At 59.6% G+C, this 17,434-nt stretch carries 18 protein-coding genes; 11 read left to right on the plus strand and 7 right to left on the minus strand.

Translation table 11 applies throughout. The annotated features are described in order from the left end of the window. Window positions 1–202: 202 nt before the first annotated feature. The 6 genes from AC2GXZ_RS22700 to AC2GXZ_RS22725 all read right to left on the minus strand — a co-directional run bounded on the left by AC2GXZ_RS22700 (window position 203) and on the right by AC2GXZ_RS22725 (window position 7,519). Window positions 203–1,249, minus strand: a complete 1,047-nt coding sequence (locus AC2GXZ_RS22700) for a glutathione synthase (protein ID WP_483761625.1) — start codon at window positions 1,247–1,249, stop codon at window positions 203–205. Next, window positions 1,249–3,138, minus strand: coding sequence for a flavohemoglobin expression-modulating QEGLA motif protein (locus AC2GXZ_RS22705; RefSeq protein WP_483761480.1), 1,890 nt, complete (start codon window positions 3,136–3,138; stop codon window positions 1,249–1,251). The genes AC2GXZ_RS22700 and AC2GXZ_RS22705 overlap by 1 nt, the downstream gene beginning before the upstream one ends. Beyond that, complete coding sequence (locus AC2GXZ_RS22710) at window positions 3,135–4,025, minus strand: N-formylglutamate amidohydrolase (RefSeq protein ID WP_483761481.1); 891 nt, start codon at window positions 4,023–4,025, stop codon at window positions 3,135–3,137. Before AC2GXZ_RS22710 ends, AC2GXZ_RS22705 begins: the two co-directional genes overlap by 4 nt. 321 nt (window positions 4,026–4,346) lie before the next feature. Further along, window positions 4,347–5,180 carry a TIGR01459 family HAD-type hydrolase gene (locus AC2GXZ_RS22715; RefSeq protein ID WP_483761482.1) on the minus strand — a complete coding sequence of 278 codons (834 nt, stop codon included), beginning with the start codon at window positions 5,178–5,180 and terminating at the stop codon, window positions 4,347–4,349. Then, window positions 5,177–6,442, minus strand: a complete 1,266-nt coding sequence (locus AC2GXZ_RS22720; RefSeq protein ID WP_483761483.1) for an FGGY-family carbohydrate kinase — start codon at window positions 6,440–6,442, stop codon at window positions 5,177–5,179. The genes AC2GXZ_RS22715 and AC2GXZ_RS22720 overlap by 4 nt, the downstream gene beginning before the upstream one ends. A 3-nt stretch (window positions 6,443–6,445) precedes the next feature. Beyond that, on the minus strand, window positions 6,446–7,519 hold the full coding sequence (locus AC2GXZ_RS22725; protein ID WP_483761484.1) for a class II aldolase/adducin family protein: 1,074 nt from the start codon (window positions 7,517–7,519) through the stop codon (window positions 6,446–6,448). A 201-nt stretch (window positions 7,520–7,720) separates the two neighbouring features. Between AC2GXZ_RS22725 and AC2GXZ_RS22730 the strand changes: the two genes are divergently transcribed. The 11 genes from AC2GXZ_RS22730 to AC2GXZ_RS22780 all read left to right on the plus strand — a co-directional run bounded on the left by AC2GXZ_RS22730 (window position 7,721) and on the right by AC2GXZ_RS22780 (window position 16,910). After that, window positions 7,721–8,515, plus strand: a complete 795-nt coding sequence (locus AC2GXZ_RS22730) for a DeoR/GlpR family DNA-binding transcription regulator (protein ID WP_483761485.1) — start codon at window positions 7,721–7,723, stop codon at window positions 8,513–8,515. Next, entirely contained in the window at window positions 8,512–9,912 is a 1,401-nt protein-coding gene (locus tag AC2GXZ_RS22735) for an FGGY-family carbohydrate kinase (RefSeq protein ID WP_483761486.1), read from the plus strand. The genes AC2GXZ_RS22730 and AC2GXZ_RS22735 overlap by 4 nt, the downstream gene beginning before the upstream one ends. After that, on the plus strand, window positions 9,909–11,474 hold the full coding sequence (locus tag AC2GXZ_RS22740) for a sugar ABC transporter ATP-binding protein (RefSeq protein ID WP_483761487.1): 1,566 nt from the start codon (window positions 9,909–9,911) through the stop codon (window positions 11,472–11,474). Before AC2GXZ_RS22735 ends, AC2GXZ_RS22740 begins: the two co-directional genes overlap by 4 nt. A 4-nt stretch (window positions 11,475–11,478) precedes the next feature. Continuing rightward, window positions 11,479–12,474, plus strand: coding sequence for an ABC transporter permease subunit (locus AC2GXZ_RS22745; RefSeq protein ID WP_483761488.1), 996 nt, complete (start codon window positions 11,479–11,481; stop codon window positions 12,472–12,474). Between the two features lie 84 nt (window positions 12,475–12,558). Further along, complete coding sequence (locus AC2GXZ_RS22750) at window positions 12,559–13,497, plus strand: ABC transporter substrate-binding protein (protein WP_483761489.1); 939 nt, start codon at window positions 12,559–12,561, stop codon at window positions 13,495–13,497. An 84-nt stretch (window positions 13,498–13,581) separates the two neighbouring features. Next, window positions 13,582–14,475, plus strand: a complete 894-nt coding sequence (locus AC2GXZ_RS22755) for a sugar phosphate isomerase/epimerase family protein (protein WP_483761490.1) — start codon at window positions 13,582–13,584, stop codon at window positions 14,473–14,475. Window positions 14,476–14,537: 62 nt separating this feature from the next. After that, window positions 14,538–15,323, plus strand: a complete 786-nt coding sequence (locus AC2GXZ_RS22760) for an SDR family NAD(P)-dependent oxidoreductase (RefSeq protein ID WP_483761491.1) — start codon at window positions 14,538–14,540, stop codon at window positions 15,321–15,323. 19 nt (window positions 15,324–15,342) lie between these two features. Continuing rightward, entirely contained in the window at window positions 15,343–16,041 is a 699-nt protein-coding gene (locus AC2GXZ_RS22765) for a D-lyxose/D-mannose family sugar isomerase (RefSeq protein ID WP_483761492.1), read from the plus strand. Then, window positions 16,029–16,517, plus strand: a complete 489-nt coding sequence (locus AC2GXZ_RS22770) for a LysR substrate-binding domain-containing protein (RefSeq protein WP_483761493.1) — start codon at window positions 16,029–16,031, stop codon at window positions 16,515–16,517. The genes AC2GXZ_RS22765 and AC2GXZ_RS22770 overlap by 13 nt, the downstream gene beginning before the upstream one ends. Next, window positions 16,438–16,755 (plus strand): type II toxin-antitoxin system RelB/DinJ family antitoxin, encoded by a 318-nt coding sequence (locus AC2GXZ_RS22775; protein WP_483761494.1) that lies wholly within the window; start codon window positions 16,438–16,440, stop codon window positions 16,753–16,755. Before AC2GXZ_RS22770 ends, AC2GXZ_RS22775 begins: the two co-directional genes overlap by 80 nt. Then, entirely contained in the window at window positions 16,752–16,910 is a 159-nt protein-coding gene (locus AC2GXZ_RS22780) for a type II toxin-antitoxin system RelE/ParE family toxin (protein WP_483761495.1), read from the plus strand. Before AC2GXZ_RS22775 ends, AC2GXZ_RS22780 begins: the two co-directional genes overlap by 4 nt. A gap of 191 nt (window positions 16,911–17,101) precedes the next feature. Here AC2GXZ_RS22780 and AC2GXZ_RS22785 read toward each other — a convergent pair whose 3' ends face one another. Then, window positions 17,102–17,281, minus strand: a complete 180-nt coding sequence (locus AC2GXZ_RS22785; protein WP_483761496.1) for a hypothetical protein — start codon at window positions 17,279–17,281, stop codon at window positions 17,102–17,104. Window positions 17,282–17,434: the final 153 nt, after the last annotated feature.

A 17,434-nucleotide genomic window follows, 5' to 3' on the forward strand; every position in this document is an offset into this window, starting at 1 on the left:
ACGTGTCCTCGTCAAAGCAAAGTACAGTTTGGCACGTGCCTATCACCTCCCGCATTCTCGATTTGATGTAAGTCTGAGACCCCACTGCATCTGTGCTACGCTATCATGATGGATAATCAGCGCGTTGTTCTATCCAAGAAGGGTCATAGGTTCGTGTCCGTTCAAGACCCCAGTACCCGATCTACGAAAGAATTCAGGCACCTTACAGCGTGGCGAGAGCACAGTTTTTGATCTGACCTGCATAATTTTTCCGGATCTCGACCTTCTGTTCCAGCGCAATGATGACGTCGACCGAAAGGTCCACTCCGTGAAGCCCGGCAATATCCGGAAGGCCGCCCGGAGTGAAAACGTTGATCTCGAGAATCTTGTCACCGACGATGTCTAGCCCGACGAGAAACATGCCGTCCTCTATGAGTTTAGGGCGAACCATTTCCGCCACCGCAAGAATTTCGGGGGTGATCTCGGCGGTTGCCGCAGTGCCAGCGGCATGCATGTTGGAGCGCACCTCGCCTTTCGCCGGCACACGACGCAGCGCCGCGTAGGCGCCGTCCCGCTGCAACGGGCGACCATTCATCAGGAAAAGACGAATGTCGCCGGCCGTCGCGTCCGGAAGATAGCCTTGCGCGATCAGGTACCCTTCGCCGCTGACGGCCTCGAATATCTGGTTGAGATTGGCTTCCTTGCTGGAAGCGATCTTGAAAACGTTTTTTCCGCCGGAACCTTGCAGCGGCTTGAGGATGGCGCCCTGCTTCTGCTCGTCGATAAAGGCGCGGATCTCCTCGATGCTTTTCGAGATAAGGGTTGTTGGGCGAACGGCCTCAGGGAAGCCTTGGAAATAGAGCTTGTTCTGCGCGCGGGCCAGGCCGTCAGGGTCATTGAGCGTAAGCACGCCGCGTTCGGCAGCCAAACGACCGAAGATGATGCCTGCATGGGCTGCCCAAGGCCGCTCATCAGCGTCCTGCGAAGGGTCATTCCGCAGGAACAGGACGTCAATGTCCTCAATTGGGATCGTCTGGACCTCAGCCTGCTCGCCCTGCAGCGCTGCTATAAATGCATCCGGCTTCCTGGTTTTGCCTTTTTTGACAGTGGTCGCGCGCACCATCAGGCTATCATCAGGGCGTAATACGAAATCGCCGGGTGTCAGGTAGCACACCTCGTGGCCGCGGGCGATTGCGGCAAGCGCAAGCGCGGTGGTCGTATAGAATGCCGCCTCATCAGCAATCGAGTTCACAAATAATGCAATCCGCATCACGTCTCCTGTTGTTGAACCATATCGAGAGGGCGCATGCCGTCTCGGGCGCGTGCCAGTCGGGTGCGACCTTCTTCGCTTTCGAGAAAGAGGGGACGAACCGCCGGCAGGCGCAGCAGGCCACGCTCCGCCAGCTCCTGCATCACCCCGAAATGCGAGGCCGCTATCTTTCCCATCCAGAAGGGTTCGAGTGCGCCACCGGTGCGCAGGTGATCGAGCAGGGCGAGCAGACCGCGCAAATAGATCGCATCCTTTGCAAGGCCGCCGCCGCGATAGAGCCGCAGAACGAGATTGAACGCGGCCGAAGGCGTGAAATTATGTTGCTCGACAAGAAGAGAATAGGTTTCAGAAAAGGTCGCTCCGTCCAACATGGACGCACATCCGACCACCCGTCCAGCAATCAGCTTCAACCGCGCCGGGGTCATGCCGCCCGACAGGTATTCGGCAAAAACGGCCAGACCTTCCTGCATGCCCTCATATCCTGCAAGACCGGAGCGAAACAGCCGCAGGCCCTGTGCCGATCCGTTGAAGTAGGTCAGCAAGTGGACACCGATCTCATGCGACAGCAGCGGCTCGATCCGGCTCTCGTCCATCACCGTGCTGCGTGCGATCAACAACCGATGGCCAGATACCATGAGGCCGGACGGAAGGTCGTCGCGAAGCTCGACGGAGACGTCAAAGTCCTTCAGCCGACGGTTATAGGCTGCAATCATCGTGCGAGCATGTCGTTCCACCTGAAAACAGTCGGCCATCGGACCCCGTGAACTGCCATCGTCATCACCGCCTGGTTCAGTAATGGTGAGCTGCGACAGAATAATCTGCGCCTCGCGCAGCAGATGGGGTTCAACCGGACCGTATAGCGCCCGCCCGAATTCGACGAACTGCGATTTCTCGCGAGAGGAAAGGAGCGAGAGCTGTAGATCGAGTTCCTGTTGTTTTTCGCGGTAAAGCTTGTGCAGAACCGGGTCTTCGAGATGGTCGAAGGAGATCGAAAAAAGCTTCCGTTTTGCCGCCTCGGCCTGCAGGGTTAGAGGACGGTACAGAAAGACGGGTTGACGGCCTTCTTGCTTGAACGCTTCGAAGGCCGCCTCGGCATTGATCGGCGTGACTGCCAGCAGGAAATCGAATGTCGAGGCCACTTCGTCAATGCTTCGGTCGACACGTGAGACCGCATCCACGAAGGCCCTGCGTCCGAGTGCCCGATGCGTCTTCGGCTGGAGAATTTTTCCGGCTTCGACGAAACGCCCGATTGCTCGCAGACCGGCGTCGAAAAGGATCGACACCAATTGATCGTGCAGTTCCGGATAGCTTTGGTCGCTGCCGGGTTGCCGGTAGATGGGGGCAAACCTGACGGCGAGTGTCGAACAGCCGAGGTCACGCCCCAACGCCTTGTCTTCTCGCGCCGGAGGCGCTGCCGCGCGTTCGACGCGCGGCGTTCGAAACTTTGTCTCGCTGTCGCTGATCGCGGCGGAGAAGATTTCAGCCGCTTCCGCCATGTCGGCACTCGCCCATGTGGCGATCTCGAATGGCGGTAGGAAAGGCGCGTCGTCGGTCAGGAAGCGATCCTGCTTCAATTCGCCGATATCGAAAAGGATGAACGCTCCAAACCGTTTACGTAACGGAACCTCTATAGCCTCGATCACCATGATCGCGGATGCCGCATGAGCAGTTATGAGATAGGACGCGTTCGCTTGTGCGATGTCGCGGGCGGCCGGCTCTGCTCCGTCCTCGGCGATATGGACGCACAGGAAGGGGAGTGGCCGATCGATATGCAGCCGCCCTCCGCCGGGCAGGTCGCGTCGGATCGACTTGCCATCGGCAAGGCAGGATACGATCTCGTCGAGCCAGCTATCGTCATTGCTGCGAGTCTGCGACGAAGCATTGGTCATGGCTGCCTCGCGAGCGTCATCTCCAGCATCGGGATCGCTGTTGCAACGATCTGACGAAGCTGATCGAGGACACCTTTGTCTGGTTCGCCTGTCCATTCATCCATGAAAAACTTCTTAAATTCGACCGCGATTGCGCAGCCCGTTTCGGGAAAATGTTCGTGGATGAACCGCGTCTGCTCGCCCTGGCCCTGGAAGGCGACGTTTTCGCGCACGTCCAGAGGGCTGCCATTGATCGTATGCGATCGGAAATGAGCGATGAGTGCATCGACTACCGGCGCCCAGCGACCGCGGTCCATTGAGAATGTGCCTATATTGATGTCCGGTGCCTGCGACGGCGGCGTAGGCCGAGCCGTTGGCCCGTCACGGCGATGATTGTAGCTGTGGATGTCGAGAACGACAAATCGGCCGAATTGGCGCTCGATACCCTTCAGGAAAGCCAGCAGCATATCGTAATAGGCGTCATGGGTTCGTAGGGAGGCTTCTATCTGGTCGTCCGCAAGTGCTCCCGCCCACACATTCAAACCCCATGCCTGCTCGGGCGTCAGATATATGGCGCCCTCGCGATTGCGGTTGATGTCCACCTCGAAGCGCGAGCGATGAAAGACGATGCGATTGGGAACATCGCGTATGGTGAACTCGGTGAAGGGATCTTCCTCACGTAAACGCTCGTGATGATCCAAGCTGAATATAGACTGTAGGTTCAGTCGCGTAGAGTGTCCCTCATGGATTGCGGTCGCGATAACAGGCGACATGCCCCGTTCGACGGTCCACAGCGCTGTAGGGGCAACTGGGGGTATGATCAGAGTCTTCTGCGAGAACGCCCGTTCGATCTCGACTTCAGTTGTCGACGCAGTCTTGAATTGATCGGCAGACCTTGCGGATTGCATAGTGAGTTCTCCAGTGCGACTGGAGAACGCGCACGCCCATCGTTTGTTACGAACGACAGTCAGAAATTGATCGCCGAAGCGATTTGGTGGCACTTTAACCAGATATCGACGATGTCGGTGGTTCGATTCCGTTCAACAGCTAAACCTGGCGATTGCTTCAGATTGGGTTCGCGCGAGGCGGATTGCTGGGTTCGAACCAGTGAAAAACGCTCTCTGTTGGTAACCAAAACAAAGTCATTGGATCACCTCCTCGCCAGCCCGTTTTTGTTCATGAAACGCACCTCAAGGGCCTGTGACCCGACAACGTGAAGTCCACATCAGTTATCCGAAGTGTGCCATCAGAAAACTCGGCCTTCGATCGACAGTTATCATGTCGCCGATCACAGCCTCAGGCAGATTGGCAAGGATCCCGGTCCGGACAAGGACTGAATCCAGACACGCATTGCTTGCCCCAAGGATATCATGATCGATGCTGTCGCCAACGCAGATAACCGCATTCGCGATGGGATTGCCTGTGCGTTGCAGCGCCTGTTCGTAGATATCACTAAAGGGTTTACCGAACCAACGTACCTCCCCACCGAGTGTTTCGTAAAGTCGGGCAATGCTTCCCGCGCCTGGAACTGTCGCGCCATGGGAAAGCTTGTGGGTGTCGGGATTGGTGCATATTGCAGGAATATTGCGTGCCGCCGCGGGCTTTAAGAGATCGCGATAGGTATCCATCGGGATATGTTCTGCCTCGCTTCCCGAGATGATGACCAGATCCGCCTCTTCGCCGGTGTCGACACTTCGCATCCGTAACCGGTCGGCAAGATTGCGGTCATTGCCGCTCGATATCGTCAGGCAACGCGATCCGGGTTTTGGATAAGACGCCTGCTGCGAAAGAACCGCATAGGCGGTATCGCCCGAGGTGACAAAAAAATCGAAACTCTGTCGGGAAAAACCGAGCCTTGTGAAACGCTCGGCATTGTATTCGCCGCTGCGCCCGGAATTGGAAAGGATGACGACCGTCTTTCCGGCATCCTTAAGTTTCAGCAGGGCCTCGAATGCACCCGGATAAGCCCGCTCGTCGTCCCGGAGCACGCCGAACTGGTCGACGAAAAACACGTCGTAACGAGCAATCAGCTCGGTCAGGCTGATGGTTGGTATGTCGGTCACGCCTGTCTCCTTGCCAAAACCAATGTCGCGGCACCAACGGCTGCTTCGACCGAACGTGCGGGCGGAAAATCGACGCCAAGCATTGCCTGGCGCATCGACGTCCATACCGGGTTGCGAGAGCCGCCGCCGACCGTCCTGACCGATTTCAGTGACGGGGCACCCAGTGTCTGAAGCCGGGCATAACCGAGTTTCTCGATTGCCGTCATGCCTTCGAGAATGGCCCGGAAAAAGACCGCGTCATCGCTGGGCCTTGGGGTGAGCCGTGGCGGATAGGCCGGATCGTTGATCGGAAACCGTTCGCCCGGCTTGAGCAAGGGATAATAATCGAGACCGGTTGCATCCTGTCCCAGACGTGCCGTCAACTCTTGCAGCCTATCGTCGCCGATCAGCGCCCGGATGACGGCGCCGCCCGTATTCGAGGCGCCGCCGACCAGCCAGAATCCGAGGACGCGATGCGCGTAGATGCCGTATTCCGCCGCATTGACCGGGTGGTGCGAGGCAAGCTTCAGCACCATGGTCGAGCCGAGCGCCGTGACGCCGTCGCCAATCTCGCTTGCACCCGTTGCCAAAAAGGAGGCGCAACCATCCGTGGTGCCGGCATGGATGCGGCAGGTGTCTGGAAGGCCGAAGGCGATCGCGGATGGGCCGACAAGGCCGACCGGCGCGCCGGCCCGGTATACTTGCGGCAAGTGTTCGATCGGCATTCCGGCCGCGACGATCCAGTCGGGCCAGCACTCGGACGCAAGATCGTAACCGGATTTCAGCGCATTGTTCTCGTCGCTGGCAGGGTTGGTAAGGCCCAGCTGCATGGCAATCCAGTCGGCCTGGTGCAGGACGGTTGCACCAGGCGATATCGTCGAAAGATGGATCGCCCTCGCCAGTCCGGAATTGGCGCCGCGCGCCGGGCTGTCGGCAGGGGCGACCGCTGCAATCCGCGCGACGATCGCGGCATCGGGGCAGGGGTCGTTATACATCAGCACGCCGCCCAGCGGCCGTCCCGCGCCATCGACGGACAGAACCGTGCCGGACGTGCCATCGACGGCGAGGCCTACAACGGCGGAAAGTGAGGTGGTCTTGCCGAGTGTGGACAGGCAGTTGCAGACGCGGTTCCACCAAGCCGCCGGATCGCGGGTCTGGCCGGGATCGGCAAAGGGCGCCTCGGCAAAGCCGACGACCTCGCCAGCTGCCGAAAGTGCGGCGGCGCGTACGCCTGACGTGCCAAGATCAATGCCGACCGCAATGGCTGGCTCAGGATGGCTCATGCGTCAGAGCCCCGCAGCCTTGCGATCCAGCGCTTGGCGGTATTGCTCCGCCTCCCAGTGCGTGAGTTCGTATTCGGCGTCGGAACCGATATAGGCGACGCTTGCATCCTCGCCGATCCGGGTCACGACGTCGGCGAGACAGCGGGCCATGACCTCGCCGCCCGGCGTCAGCGTTTCAGACATCAGCACACCCTTGCCGGGCACGATCACCATTTTCGGCAACGGCATCTTTCGCTGCTCGCAATCGCGCACAAGGTCGGGAAATCCGCGGCCATCGGCAAGGATGCCGATCTGCGTGCCTAAAAAGATCACATGGTCGGGATAAAGCGAACCGCCGGTGGCGATCTTCGCCGAGATCGGATCGAGTGCGGCACGGTGACTGACGGGATCCTTGGCCGGCTTGAAGCCCGACCCTTCGGCAAGCCTGCTAAGCGCCCGCATATCCGGCAGCGCGCCCTGTCGCGGCTCGATCTCAAGCGCTGCCGTGACCCGCTCGATGCGCTCCGCCACCTGCTCGACGGTGTCGCCGCAGACGATGATGCCATGATTGAACAAGACCAATACGTCAGGGCCGCTGTCGGTGACCTTCTCGATTTCAATCGCCAGCGGCACGCCCGGGCGACGGTAGGGAATGGTCGCCCAGGTGAGGTCGGGAACGCTTGCCATGCGCGCCTTCAGCCGCTCCTTGCGGTCTTCAAGCACGGCATGTGCCAGCGTATTGACGCAGTGATAATGGGCCACGACGCGATTTTGCAGCGCCGCATGAAAACTGGCCTCTATCGACGGGCGCAGATTGCCGGTATTGAGCGAGCCGACGACGAAGTCGGTCGCTTTTTCGGCCCGCGGATCGCCGGCGCGCAGGGCTTCGACCAATGGTGCGACCTCGACCGGCACCATGATCTCCTTGGATCCGGCCTCCGATAGCCATGTACCGGACGCCTTTACCCACATCACGCCATCCTGTTTGATCGAGCTGTTGCCGCCCGCGCCCTGCGTCTTCAGGATGTCGGTACCGATGCGGCGGGACAGATCGAGAAACTGCTCGAAGTCCTCCGGCCGAGAGATCACAGCTGGCATTCCATCCTCCCGTGTCCATGCGGCAGCGTATCCAAGACCCAGAAATGCTGCAGTGCATGATGTAACTTTAGCTTGAAACCTAGTTCGATGATTGAATGACGTCAATCTTGATGTTTTTACGTCGCCACGCTTGTCGATGGTAAAATCATATGATTATAGTCACTCACCGATGCATGAGGAACATTGGGGGAGGGTTATCACTTGAGTGACGCGGATCGGCACAAGATCATCACGGACCTGCTGAGGGAACGCCCCTTTGCCTCGGTGCGCGATCTGCAGGAGCGCCTCGGCGTTTCGGCGGCCACGATCCGCCGCGACATCGACAAGCTGGACGAGATCGGCAAGGCCCGGAAAGTCTATGGCGGCATTTCCGCCAGCGACGGCAGCAGCCCCAGCCGTATCGCCGCACGCTCCTATGACGAAAACCGCGACATCGCCGTGGAAGCCAAGCGGGCGATTGCCGAAATGGCGGCAGGTCTGGTGCGCGATGGCGATAGCATCATCGTGCATGCCGGATCGACCTGCTTCCAGCTGGGCCTGCTTTTGGCCCGCCGCAATGTCCGGCTCTATACCAATTCCATGCCGCTTGCCGCCTATCTCGGTGAAAACGGCACCTGCCAGCTGACGGTTGCCGGCGGGGAACTCTACCGCGAGCCGCGGATCATCCATGATCCGACTGCGGGGTCGCCCAATTTTTTCGCCTCACGGTTTTTCGTCGGCACCCAGGGTATCGCTGCCGACGGACTTCTGGAATCGCATCCGCTCCTGGCCAAGGTGATCTCGGAGCTTGCCGCCTGCGCGGACGAGATCGTCCTGCTTGCCGACAGCCGCAAGATGTCGATTCAGCCGCGTAATCTCGTCCTGCCCCTGTCGCGCATCGGCACCATCGTCACCGATGACGGTCTGTCTGATGCCAATGCCAAGATGCTGGAGGATGCCGGCGTCACCATCATGATCGCGCATGCGGGTACCTCTGGCAGTGGAGGCGCAAATTGACCTTTGCTCCCAAGGCCATAGCCATCTTCGATCTTGGCAAGACCAACTCCAAGCTTGTGGTCTTCTCGGCCGACGGCCGGATCGTCGCCGAGGCCCGGACGAAACCCGAGTGGCAGGAAGAGAATGGGCTGCGCGTGCTCGATGACCGGCGTCTTTTGGCCTGGATGCAGGAAAAGCTGGAGGAATTTGTCGAAACGCACGACATATCCGGTGTGATGTTTTCGGGGCACGGCTGCACCTTCGCGCTTCTTCGTGATGGCCGGCTGGCAACCCCGATCCTCGACTACGAGCAGGAACCGCCGGCCGATGCCGCGGCCAGGATCGATGCACTGATCCCGGATTTTTCCGAAACCTTTTCGCCCCGCCTGCCGCTCGGCTTCAACTACGGCCGGCATATTCTCTGGCTTGAGGATCGTGATCCGGCGCTTCTCGACAGCGTCGATACGATCCTTGCCTATCCGCAATTCTGGTCCTGGCGTTTTTCCGGCGTCGCGGTCTCGGAAGTCTCCTATCTCGGTTGTCATTCTCATCTTTGGGCACCGCTTGCCGACGACTACAGCAGCCTCGTTGATGATCGAGGCTGGCGCAAGAAAATGCCGAACCTCGCTCGGGCCGGTGCGGCGATCGGCACATGGCAAACGAAGGCCGGTCGGGACATAACCGTCTATAACGGCGTGCATGACAGCAATTCGGCGCTCTATTATTATCGTTCGGTCGGCTTTTCCGATTTCACGCTGGTCTCCACCGGCACCTGGGTCATCGTCTTCAATTCGGCCTGCCCACTCGATGCGCTGGACCGCGACCGCGACATGCTTGCCAATGTCACGGTCGATCATCAGCCGGCCGCGACCATTCGCTTCATGGGGGGCCGCGAATACGAGCTCGCCAGCGGCGGCTGGGTAAAGCCGGTGCCGATCGAGGCTATCGAGGCGGTGATCGTCAAGGGGATTTTCGCGCTGCCATCCTTTGCGCCCGGCGGCCCGATGCCGGGGGCCGACGGCGCTTTCGTCGGCCCGGCGCCGAGCGACGAGGAGCGCGCCGCGGCCGCGCTTCTCTACGTGACGCTGATGACAGACCTGTCGCTTGGCCTGATCCGCTCGACCAATGACATCGTCATCGACGGCGGTCTGGTTCGCACCGGGCTTTATGCCGGCCTGCTCGCTGCCCTTCGGCCGGGACAGACCGTGCTGACCAGTGCCAACGCCGAGGGAAGCGCCTTCGGCGCCGCAGCACTCGTCTTCGACGAGAACGGGCCCTCGCCATTCTCCAGCGAATGCCGGCCGGCCGAGCCGCTGCTGATCGCGGCGCTGGACGACTATCGCCATCGCTGGCTGGCACTTGCTGAGAGCAGGCGCGGCGGTATCTCTCAACCAGCATATCGGGAGGCGAGGGGATGACGGCACAGGCACAAGCAAAGACAATTGGCGCGCCTGTTCTGGAGATGCGCAACATCTCGAAGACTTTCGGCACGATCCGCGCGTTGGCAAATGTCTCGCTGACGGTTCACGCCGGCGAAGTACATGCTCTGATGGGCGAAAACGGTGCCGGTAAATCGACTCTGATGAAGGTCTTGTCGGGCGCCTATCGCGCTGATCCGGGCGGCGAGGTGCTGATCGACGGTCATGCCGTCGTTACCGGCGATCCGATCAAGGCCAAGGAAAACGGCATCGCCGTGATTTATCAGGAATTGTCGCTCGCACCCAACCTTACAGTCGGGCAGAACATGTTCCTCGGTGCCGAACCGTCACGTTTCGGCATACTCGACCGCGCCGCCACCCGTAAGCGGGCGGAGCCGATCCTGAAGCAGCTCGGCCTCGGCTTCGATTCCAGCCAGCTGGTCGCGACACTGTCGCTCGGCGAGCGTCAAATGGTGGAGATTGCGCGGGCTCTTACCACCAATGCTCGTATCATCGTGATGGATGAACCGACGACATCGCTGACGACGCGTGAAACCGACCGGCTGTTCCAGGTGATTGCCGGCCTCAAAGCGCAAGGCATCGCGATCATCTATATCAGCCATCGGATGGAAGAGATCTACCACCTGGCCGACCGGGTAAGCGTGCTGCGCGACAGCACCTATGTGGGTACGCTCGAACGGGCGGAACTCTCCGCCTCCAAGCTCGTGTCGATGATGGTCGGTCGCGACCTGTCTTCTTTCTACAAGAAGGAACACCGCGCATCGGCCGGCGAACAGAAGATCGTGCTGTCGGTGCGCGATATCGGCGATAACAGGCGCGTGCATGGATGCTCGTTCGACGTTCATGCCGGCGAGGTTCTCGGCATTGCCGGTCTGGTGGGCTCGGGCCGCACGGAACTTGCGCGTCTTATCTTTGGAGCCGACCAAAAATTGACGGGGAGCGTAACGCTGGAAGGCCGCGAACTGTCGATCCGCGGGCCGCGCGATGCGATGGATGCCGGCATCGCCTATCTGACCGAGGACCGGAAGGGGCTCGGCCTCTTCCTCGACATGTCGATCAGCGAAAATATCAATGTTGCGGTGATTGGCAACGACGCCCGCTCCGGCGGCGTGCTGGATTTCGCCAGGGCCCGCAAGCGGGCCGACAAGGCGGTCTCGGATCTGTCGATCCGCACCAAGTCGACCAGCATCAATGTCGGCGCTCTGTCGGGCGGAAACCAGCAGAAGGCGCTGATCGCCCGCCTGCTCGAAACGACCCCTAAAGTCATCATTCTCGACGAGCCGACGCGCGGTGTCGATGTCGGCGCCAAGTCGGAAATCTACCGGATCATCGATGAACTAGCCGGCGAGGGGATTGCCATCGTTGTGATATCGAGCGACCTGCCGGAAATCGTCGGCATTGCCGATCGTGCCCTCGTGATGCGCGAGGGACGTTTTGCCGGCGAGGTCAAGGCTGCGCCTGGCGCACCGATCGCCCAGGAGGCGATCATGACCTTATCGACCGGCGCAGTCGCTGAACAAACAGGGCAGGAGGAGGCCTGAGATCATGGCAACGACCCAGACCGAAAACACGCCCGCGGACAAGTCGAAGGACAGGACGAAGCTGCGTTCCACCTTCACCGCACTTGGAATGCTGCCGGTTTTGATCATTTTGGCGATCGGCTTCCATCTTCTCAGCGGACGTTTTCTGTCCGTTAACAATCTGTCGATCGTCATGCAGCAGGCATCGATCAACACGGTTCTGGCGGCCGGTATGACCTTTGTCATCCTCACGGGCGGCATCGACTTGTCGGTCGGCTCAATCCTGGCAGCCTCCGCCATGGTTGGCGTGATCGTCTCGCTATATCCCGAGATCGGCATGCTTGGCGTGCCCGCGGCTGTCGGCGTCGGCCTGCTCTGCGGCTTGGCCAACGGCATCATCATCGCTTTCCTGAAGCTGCCGCCCTTCATCGTAACGCTCGGCTCGCTCACCGCCATGCGCGGCATCGCCCGCCTGCTCGGTGGCGATACGACGGTGTTCAACCCGGATCTGCCCTTCGATTTCATCGGCAATGGCAGCCTGTTCGGCATTCCATGGCTGGCGATCATCGCAATCGTCACGATTTTGGTGTCATGGTTCATTCTGAAGCGCACGGTGCTTGGCACCTGGATCTATGCAGTCGGCGGCAATGTCGAGGCAGCAAGATTGACCGGCATCAAGGTGCCGCTTGTGCTGCTCTTCGTCTACGCCATGTCGGGCCTGTTGTCGGGTCTCGGCGGCGCCATGTCAGCCGCCCGCCTCTATGCGGCCAACGGCCTGCAGCTTGGTCAGGCCTATGAGCTGGACGCTATCGCGGCGGTCATTCTTGGTGGCACAAGCTTCGTCGGTGGTGTCGGATCGATCTGGGGCACTCTGATCGGCGCGCTGATCATCGCCGTCCTGTCCAATGGCCTCATTCTCGTCGGTGTCTCCGACATCTGGCAATACATCATCAAAGGTCTCGTCATCATCGTCGCGGTCGGGCTCGATCGCTATCGGCTGAAGGGGCTGAGCCGCACCTGAGCGGACATGAAGAAATCCGGAGTTTCGACCCGAAATTTTCGGCAACGGTGACGCGGGGAGCGTCATGAACAAGGAGGAGTTAACATGCGCATGCTTTCGAAACTCATGCTCGGCACGGCAGTCGCGGCGGCTCTCGCCATGCCGGCTTCGGCAAAGGACCTGAACAAGATCGGCATCTCCGTCGGCCTGCTTGGCAACCCGTTTTTCGTTGCGACCATCAAGGGTATCGAGGACGCGGCCAAGAAGATCAACCCGAAGGTCCAGGTGACCTCGGTGTCGGCGGATTATGACCTCAACAAGCAGGTTTCCCAGATCGACAGCTTCATCGCCGCCGGCGTCGACATCATCATGCTTAATGCCGTCGATGCCAAGGCAATCGCACCGGCCGTCAAGAAGGCGACCGCTGCCGGCGTCGTCGTCGCGGCTTTCGACGTATCTGCACCCGGCGCCGACGTTACCGTCATGACCAACAACGTCAAGGCTGGCGAAGAGGCCTGCCAGTATCTCGTAGACAAGCTCGGCGGCAAGGGTGACGTTGTGATCATCAACGGCCCGGCCTCGTCCTCGATCGTTGACCGGGTCAAGGGCTGCAAGGATGCGCTCGGCAAGGCATCCGGCATCAAGATCTTGTCAGATGACCAGAACGGCCAGGGTTCGCGCGACGGCGGTCTTGCCGTGATGCAGGGCCTGCTGACCCGCTTCCCGAAGATCGACGGCGTGTTCGCCATCAACGACCCGACCGGTATCGGTGCGGATCTTGCCGCCAAACAGCTGAACCGCAACGAGTTCATCATCACCGCTGTCGATGGCGCTCCTGACATCGAAAAGGCGCTGTCCGGCGGTAAGGGCTTGATCAAGGCTTCCGCGTCGCAGGATCCCTATACGATGGCCGGCCAAGCGCTGCAGCTTGGCGTCGACGTCCTCAACGGCAAGAAGCCGTCGGAACCGGTCGTGCTGCTCGATCCGCAGCTGATCACTGCCGACAACATCAAGGACTACAAGGGCTGGACGGCCGCTCGCTGATCCTTGCCTCGTTTGACCCCGGGCCGGACAATATCGGCCCGGGACCATCCTACCTGTTTAGATTTTCAAGAAACGGTATTTTCCATGTCTGGAATTGGTGTTCACTCCTATGTCTGGAGCGCCGGCTCGTCGAAGGACGAGATCGAAAAGGCCCTGGTCAATTCTCACCAGCTGGGATTCGATTTGATCGAGTTTTCCTATCTCGATCCGGCCCAGGTCGATGTGAAATGGCTGGCCAGCCGGCTCCAGGAACTGAAGCTCGACGTTGCGATCAGCATGGGCCTTCCGCCTGCTGGCGACATTTCGAGCGATGATCCGTCGACCGTCGCAAATGGTGGCCAGATCCTCGAAAAGGCAATCGCGCTCACCCGCGATCTCGGTGGAACCAAACTTGCGGGCATCCTCTCGTCCGCTCACGGCAAGCAGGAAACAGCGCTCACCAAAAAAGCCTGGGACACCAGCGTCACCGCTTTTACCAAAACCGCCCAGACAGCGAAATCGGCAGGCGTGACGCTCAACCTCGAGATCGTCAATCGCTTCGAAAGCAACATGCTGAACACGGCGGCGCAGGGCATGGCCTATATTGCCGATGTCGGCGCCTCGAACGTCTTCCTGCATCTCGACACGTTCCATATGAATATTGAGGAGGCGGATGTCGGACTGGCCATTCGGCACGCCGCCGAAAAGATCGGTTACGTCCATATCGGCGAGAGCCATCGCGGGTATCTCGGCACAGGCAATATCGACTTTGCTGCGATCTTCGATGCACTGGTGGCGATCGGGTGGCAGGATTACGTGACTTTTGAATCCTTCTCCTCGGCCATCGTCGATCGCGACCTTTCGCTGAAGACCGGCATTTGGCGCGACCTATGGACAGACAATGTATCGCTGGCGCGCCATGCAAGAGCATTTATCGCCCTTGGCCTGGAAACGGCAAAATTGAAAGCCGAATTGACAAGGAAGGCCCATTTGCCATGAGGTGGGCCTGAGCCGCATGGAAAAGGGCAGGCCTCTCAACGGACTGACAAGGGATAGAGATCGTGGGTGATTTTACCGATAAAATAGCGGTCGTGACCGGCACGACCGGTATCGGCCGCGCCGTGGCGCTCAATCTGGCCCGGCAGGGCGCACGCGTCGTCGCACTTGGCATCGATGTGGCGGCCAATGCCGAACTTGAAGGATTTGCCGAGACCGAGGACCTGCAGGTCTCGGTTCTGGAGACCGATGTGTCCAATCCCGAAGCTGTCCGCATCTCCATTGGCAAGGCGGCGGCGCTTGACGGCGGGATCGATATCATCGTCAACTCGGCGGCGGTGCATCCCTATGGTGACGCGACGGAGACACCCTTCGACACATTCCTGCACTGCATGGCCGTCAATGTCGGTTCCATCCATCTAACGGCGCAATTCGGAGTGCCCGAGATGCGCAAACGCGGCGGCGGCGTCATCGTCAATATTTCAAGCGTTCAGGGCCATGCCTGCCAGAGCGGCGTATCGGCCTATGTCGCATCAAAAGGCGCGATCCATGCAATGACCCGCGCCATGGCGCTTGATTTTGCGGCAGACCGGATCCGGGTCGTGTCGGTAAGCCCCGGTTCGGTGCGCACACCGATTCTCGAGCTGGCGGCACGAACTTTCGAAGGACCGGATGTGGATATCGAGGCCGTATTCCAGCGTTTCGGCGCGGCCCATCCGCTGGGGCGGATCGGCGAACCCGAGGAGGTGGCCAGCCTCGTCGCGTTTCTTGCCTCCGACAAAGCCGGCTTCATCACCGGAACAGACCACCGCATCGATGGCGGCCTGACCGCCGGCATCGGCGTTCGCTGAGACTGAAGGGAGAGGCAGAATGACAACCAAGATGTTGAGAAGCGATGTTAACCGGACCTTGCGTGAGGCGCAGGCTTTCATGGCTTCATTTGGTTATATCCTGCCGCCCTTCGCCAATTGGACACCAGGCGAAATGCAGGCCCGGAGAAGTGAAATCGCCAATATCACCCGTGCCAATCTCGGCTGGGATCTCACCGATTTCGGTCTCGGCGATATCGGCAAAACCGGACTGCTGCTTTTTACCACTCGAAACGGCCGACTGGAGCACCTGAAACTCGGTGGCGGTATGCTCTATGCTGAGAAGGCTATGATTTCCCGGCTTAACCAGGTCACCCCCAACCATACCCATGTTCTGAAGACAGAAGATATCATCAACCGCGGAGGTGGTACGCTCGTCATCGAACTCTTCGGCGACAGCGATGGCAGATGCGACCGTAACAAAGGCACGACAGTCGTTTGCGATGGCCTGGAGAGAAAACTGCCACCCGGTGGCCGGGTGCGGTTGCGGCCAGGCGAAAGCGTTACGCTTATGCCCGGAGATTGGCACTCGTTCTGGGCGGAAGACGCCGACGTTTTTGTGGCCGAAGTCTCCACCGTCAATGACGACACAACAGACAATCTTTTCGAGGATGCAAATGTTACCCGGTTTTCCGGTATCGAGGAGGATGAAGAGCCTTTCCGCCTTCTTGTGGCGGATTATGCGGAGTGGCTTTCGTGATAAGCGTAGGCCGCTCCATCGCGGCCTTCGAGCTGTTGCCGCGGCGAGATGTACATGTCCTGTGTAGCGCCGAGCTGCCGCTCGGCAGCGTGGTGTGGCCAGAGCACGAGCTGGCGCGCGGCAAGACTACCACCTTGCAGGAAGCGATGCAGCACCCGATCGCGTTGCAGAGCAAGGCGCTGTTCATCCGCGGTTATCTCGATGCGCGATACGGACGGCTGTTCGCCGAACCCCAGAAGGCGGTTGTCATCAACTTGCTGCAGCTCGCCCGCAGCGGTCACTACATTGCCTTCACATCGGAGCTCGATTCCGCTCCGGAAATCGTCGAGGACTTGCTCGGTCTACTGCCCTTACGCGACAAGGGTGCCGAGCCGCAGACAGTGAGCCTGGCGATCGATGCCCGCAGGCCACGATCACGCATCGACCGCATTTTTACAGACTTATTGCAGGACGAACCGTGCTTCCGCCGTGCTTGAAGGCATGAGCCTTACTGTATCTGATGCGGTTCGTATCATGCTCACCCGGACTGCTAACGAGGTGGCGCGGCGTCTTGAGCTTCTTTCTGGCATTGAAGCGCATGATGCCTGGCTTCGGACCACGGTGCTCGAAGCGTTAAAAGATACTCGACCGGATTTATCGGACGACGAGGCCGAGGCGGACTTTGCCAAACGTCGAGCGGCGGCCCGCCTTAAAGCTGGTGTGCCAGAATCGTGAAATTCACTTGGTCTGACTTTGCTTTGTCGGACCGTGACGCCATTTTCACATACATCGAGGCAGATAATCTCGCCGCCGCCGTCCTGATCAATGAACGGATCGCAGCCGCCGCCCGCCGCTTGCTCGATCTTCCTGCCAGTGGGCGCGTGGGTTGAATTGCCAGGACACGCACTCATCCTCAATAGGACGCCTTACGTTGCCGCCGACGCCATTACCGAGGCGACCGTTCGAATTCTTCGCGTACTCCAAGGCGCGCAGGAATGGCCAGAAGATCTGCGGCTCGGCTGAAGACTGCGTTCGCGCGGCGTGCGACGGTTCGATTCCCATCAAAACCTTAGCTATAAATCTACTGATCGCTGTCCTCGGAGCTCTTACGAACAGTCTGCGCCTTTCGGTCGATGGCCTGGTTCTTAGAAGACCGCGATCCCCGGCCTTTGCCGCGGCTGGCCAGTTTATCCCGCTTCTTTTCAGCGGCTTGGTTCAGCGCCTGCTGTACCCGGTCAGTTTGTAGCTGATCATCGCTCATTTCTTGCTCCGGATATATTATCGGATTTGACCGCATAAGCGGTTCATGGTCGCGCCTTGAGTAATGTGGAATCATTCTAAAAAGCAATAGTTGTCGCTGCCCGGCCGTCAGAGTGCTGATAACCTTCAAGCGGTCGGCTTTGGAAAAGTGGCT

The organism is Aliirhizobium sp. YIM B11859, assembly GCF_057163345.1.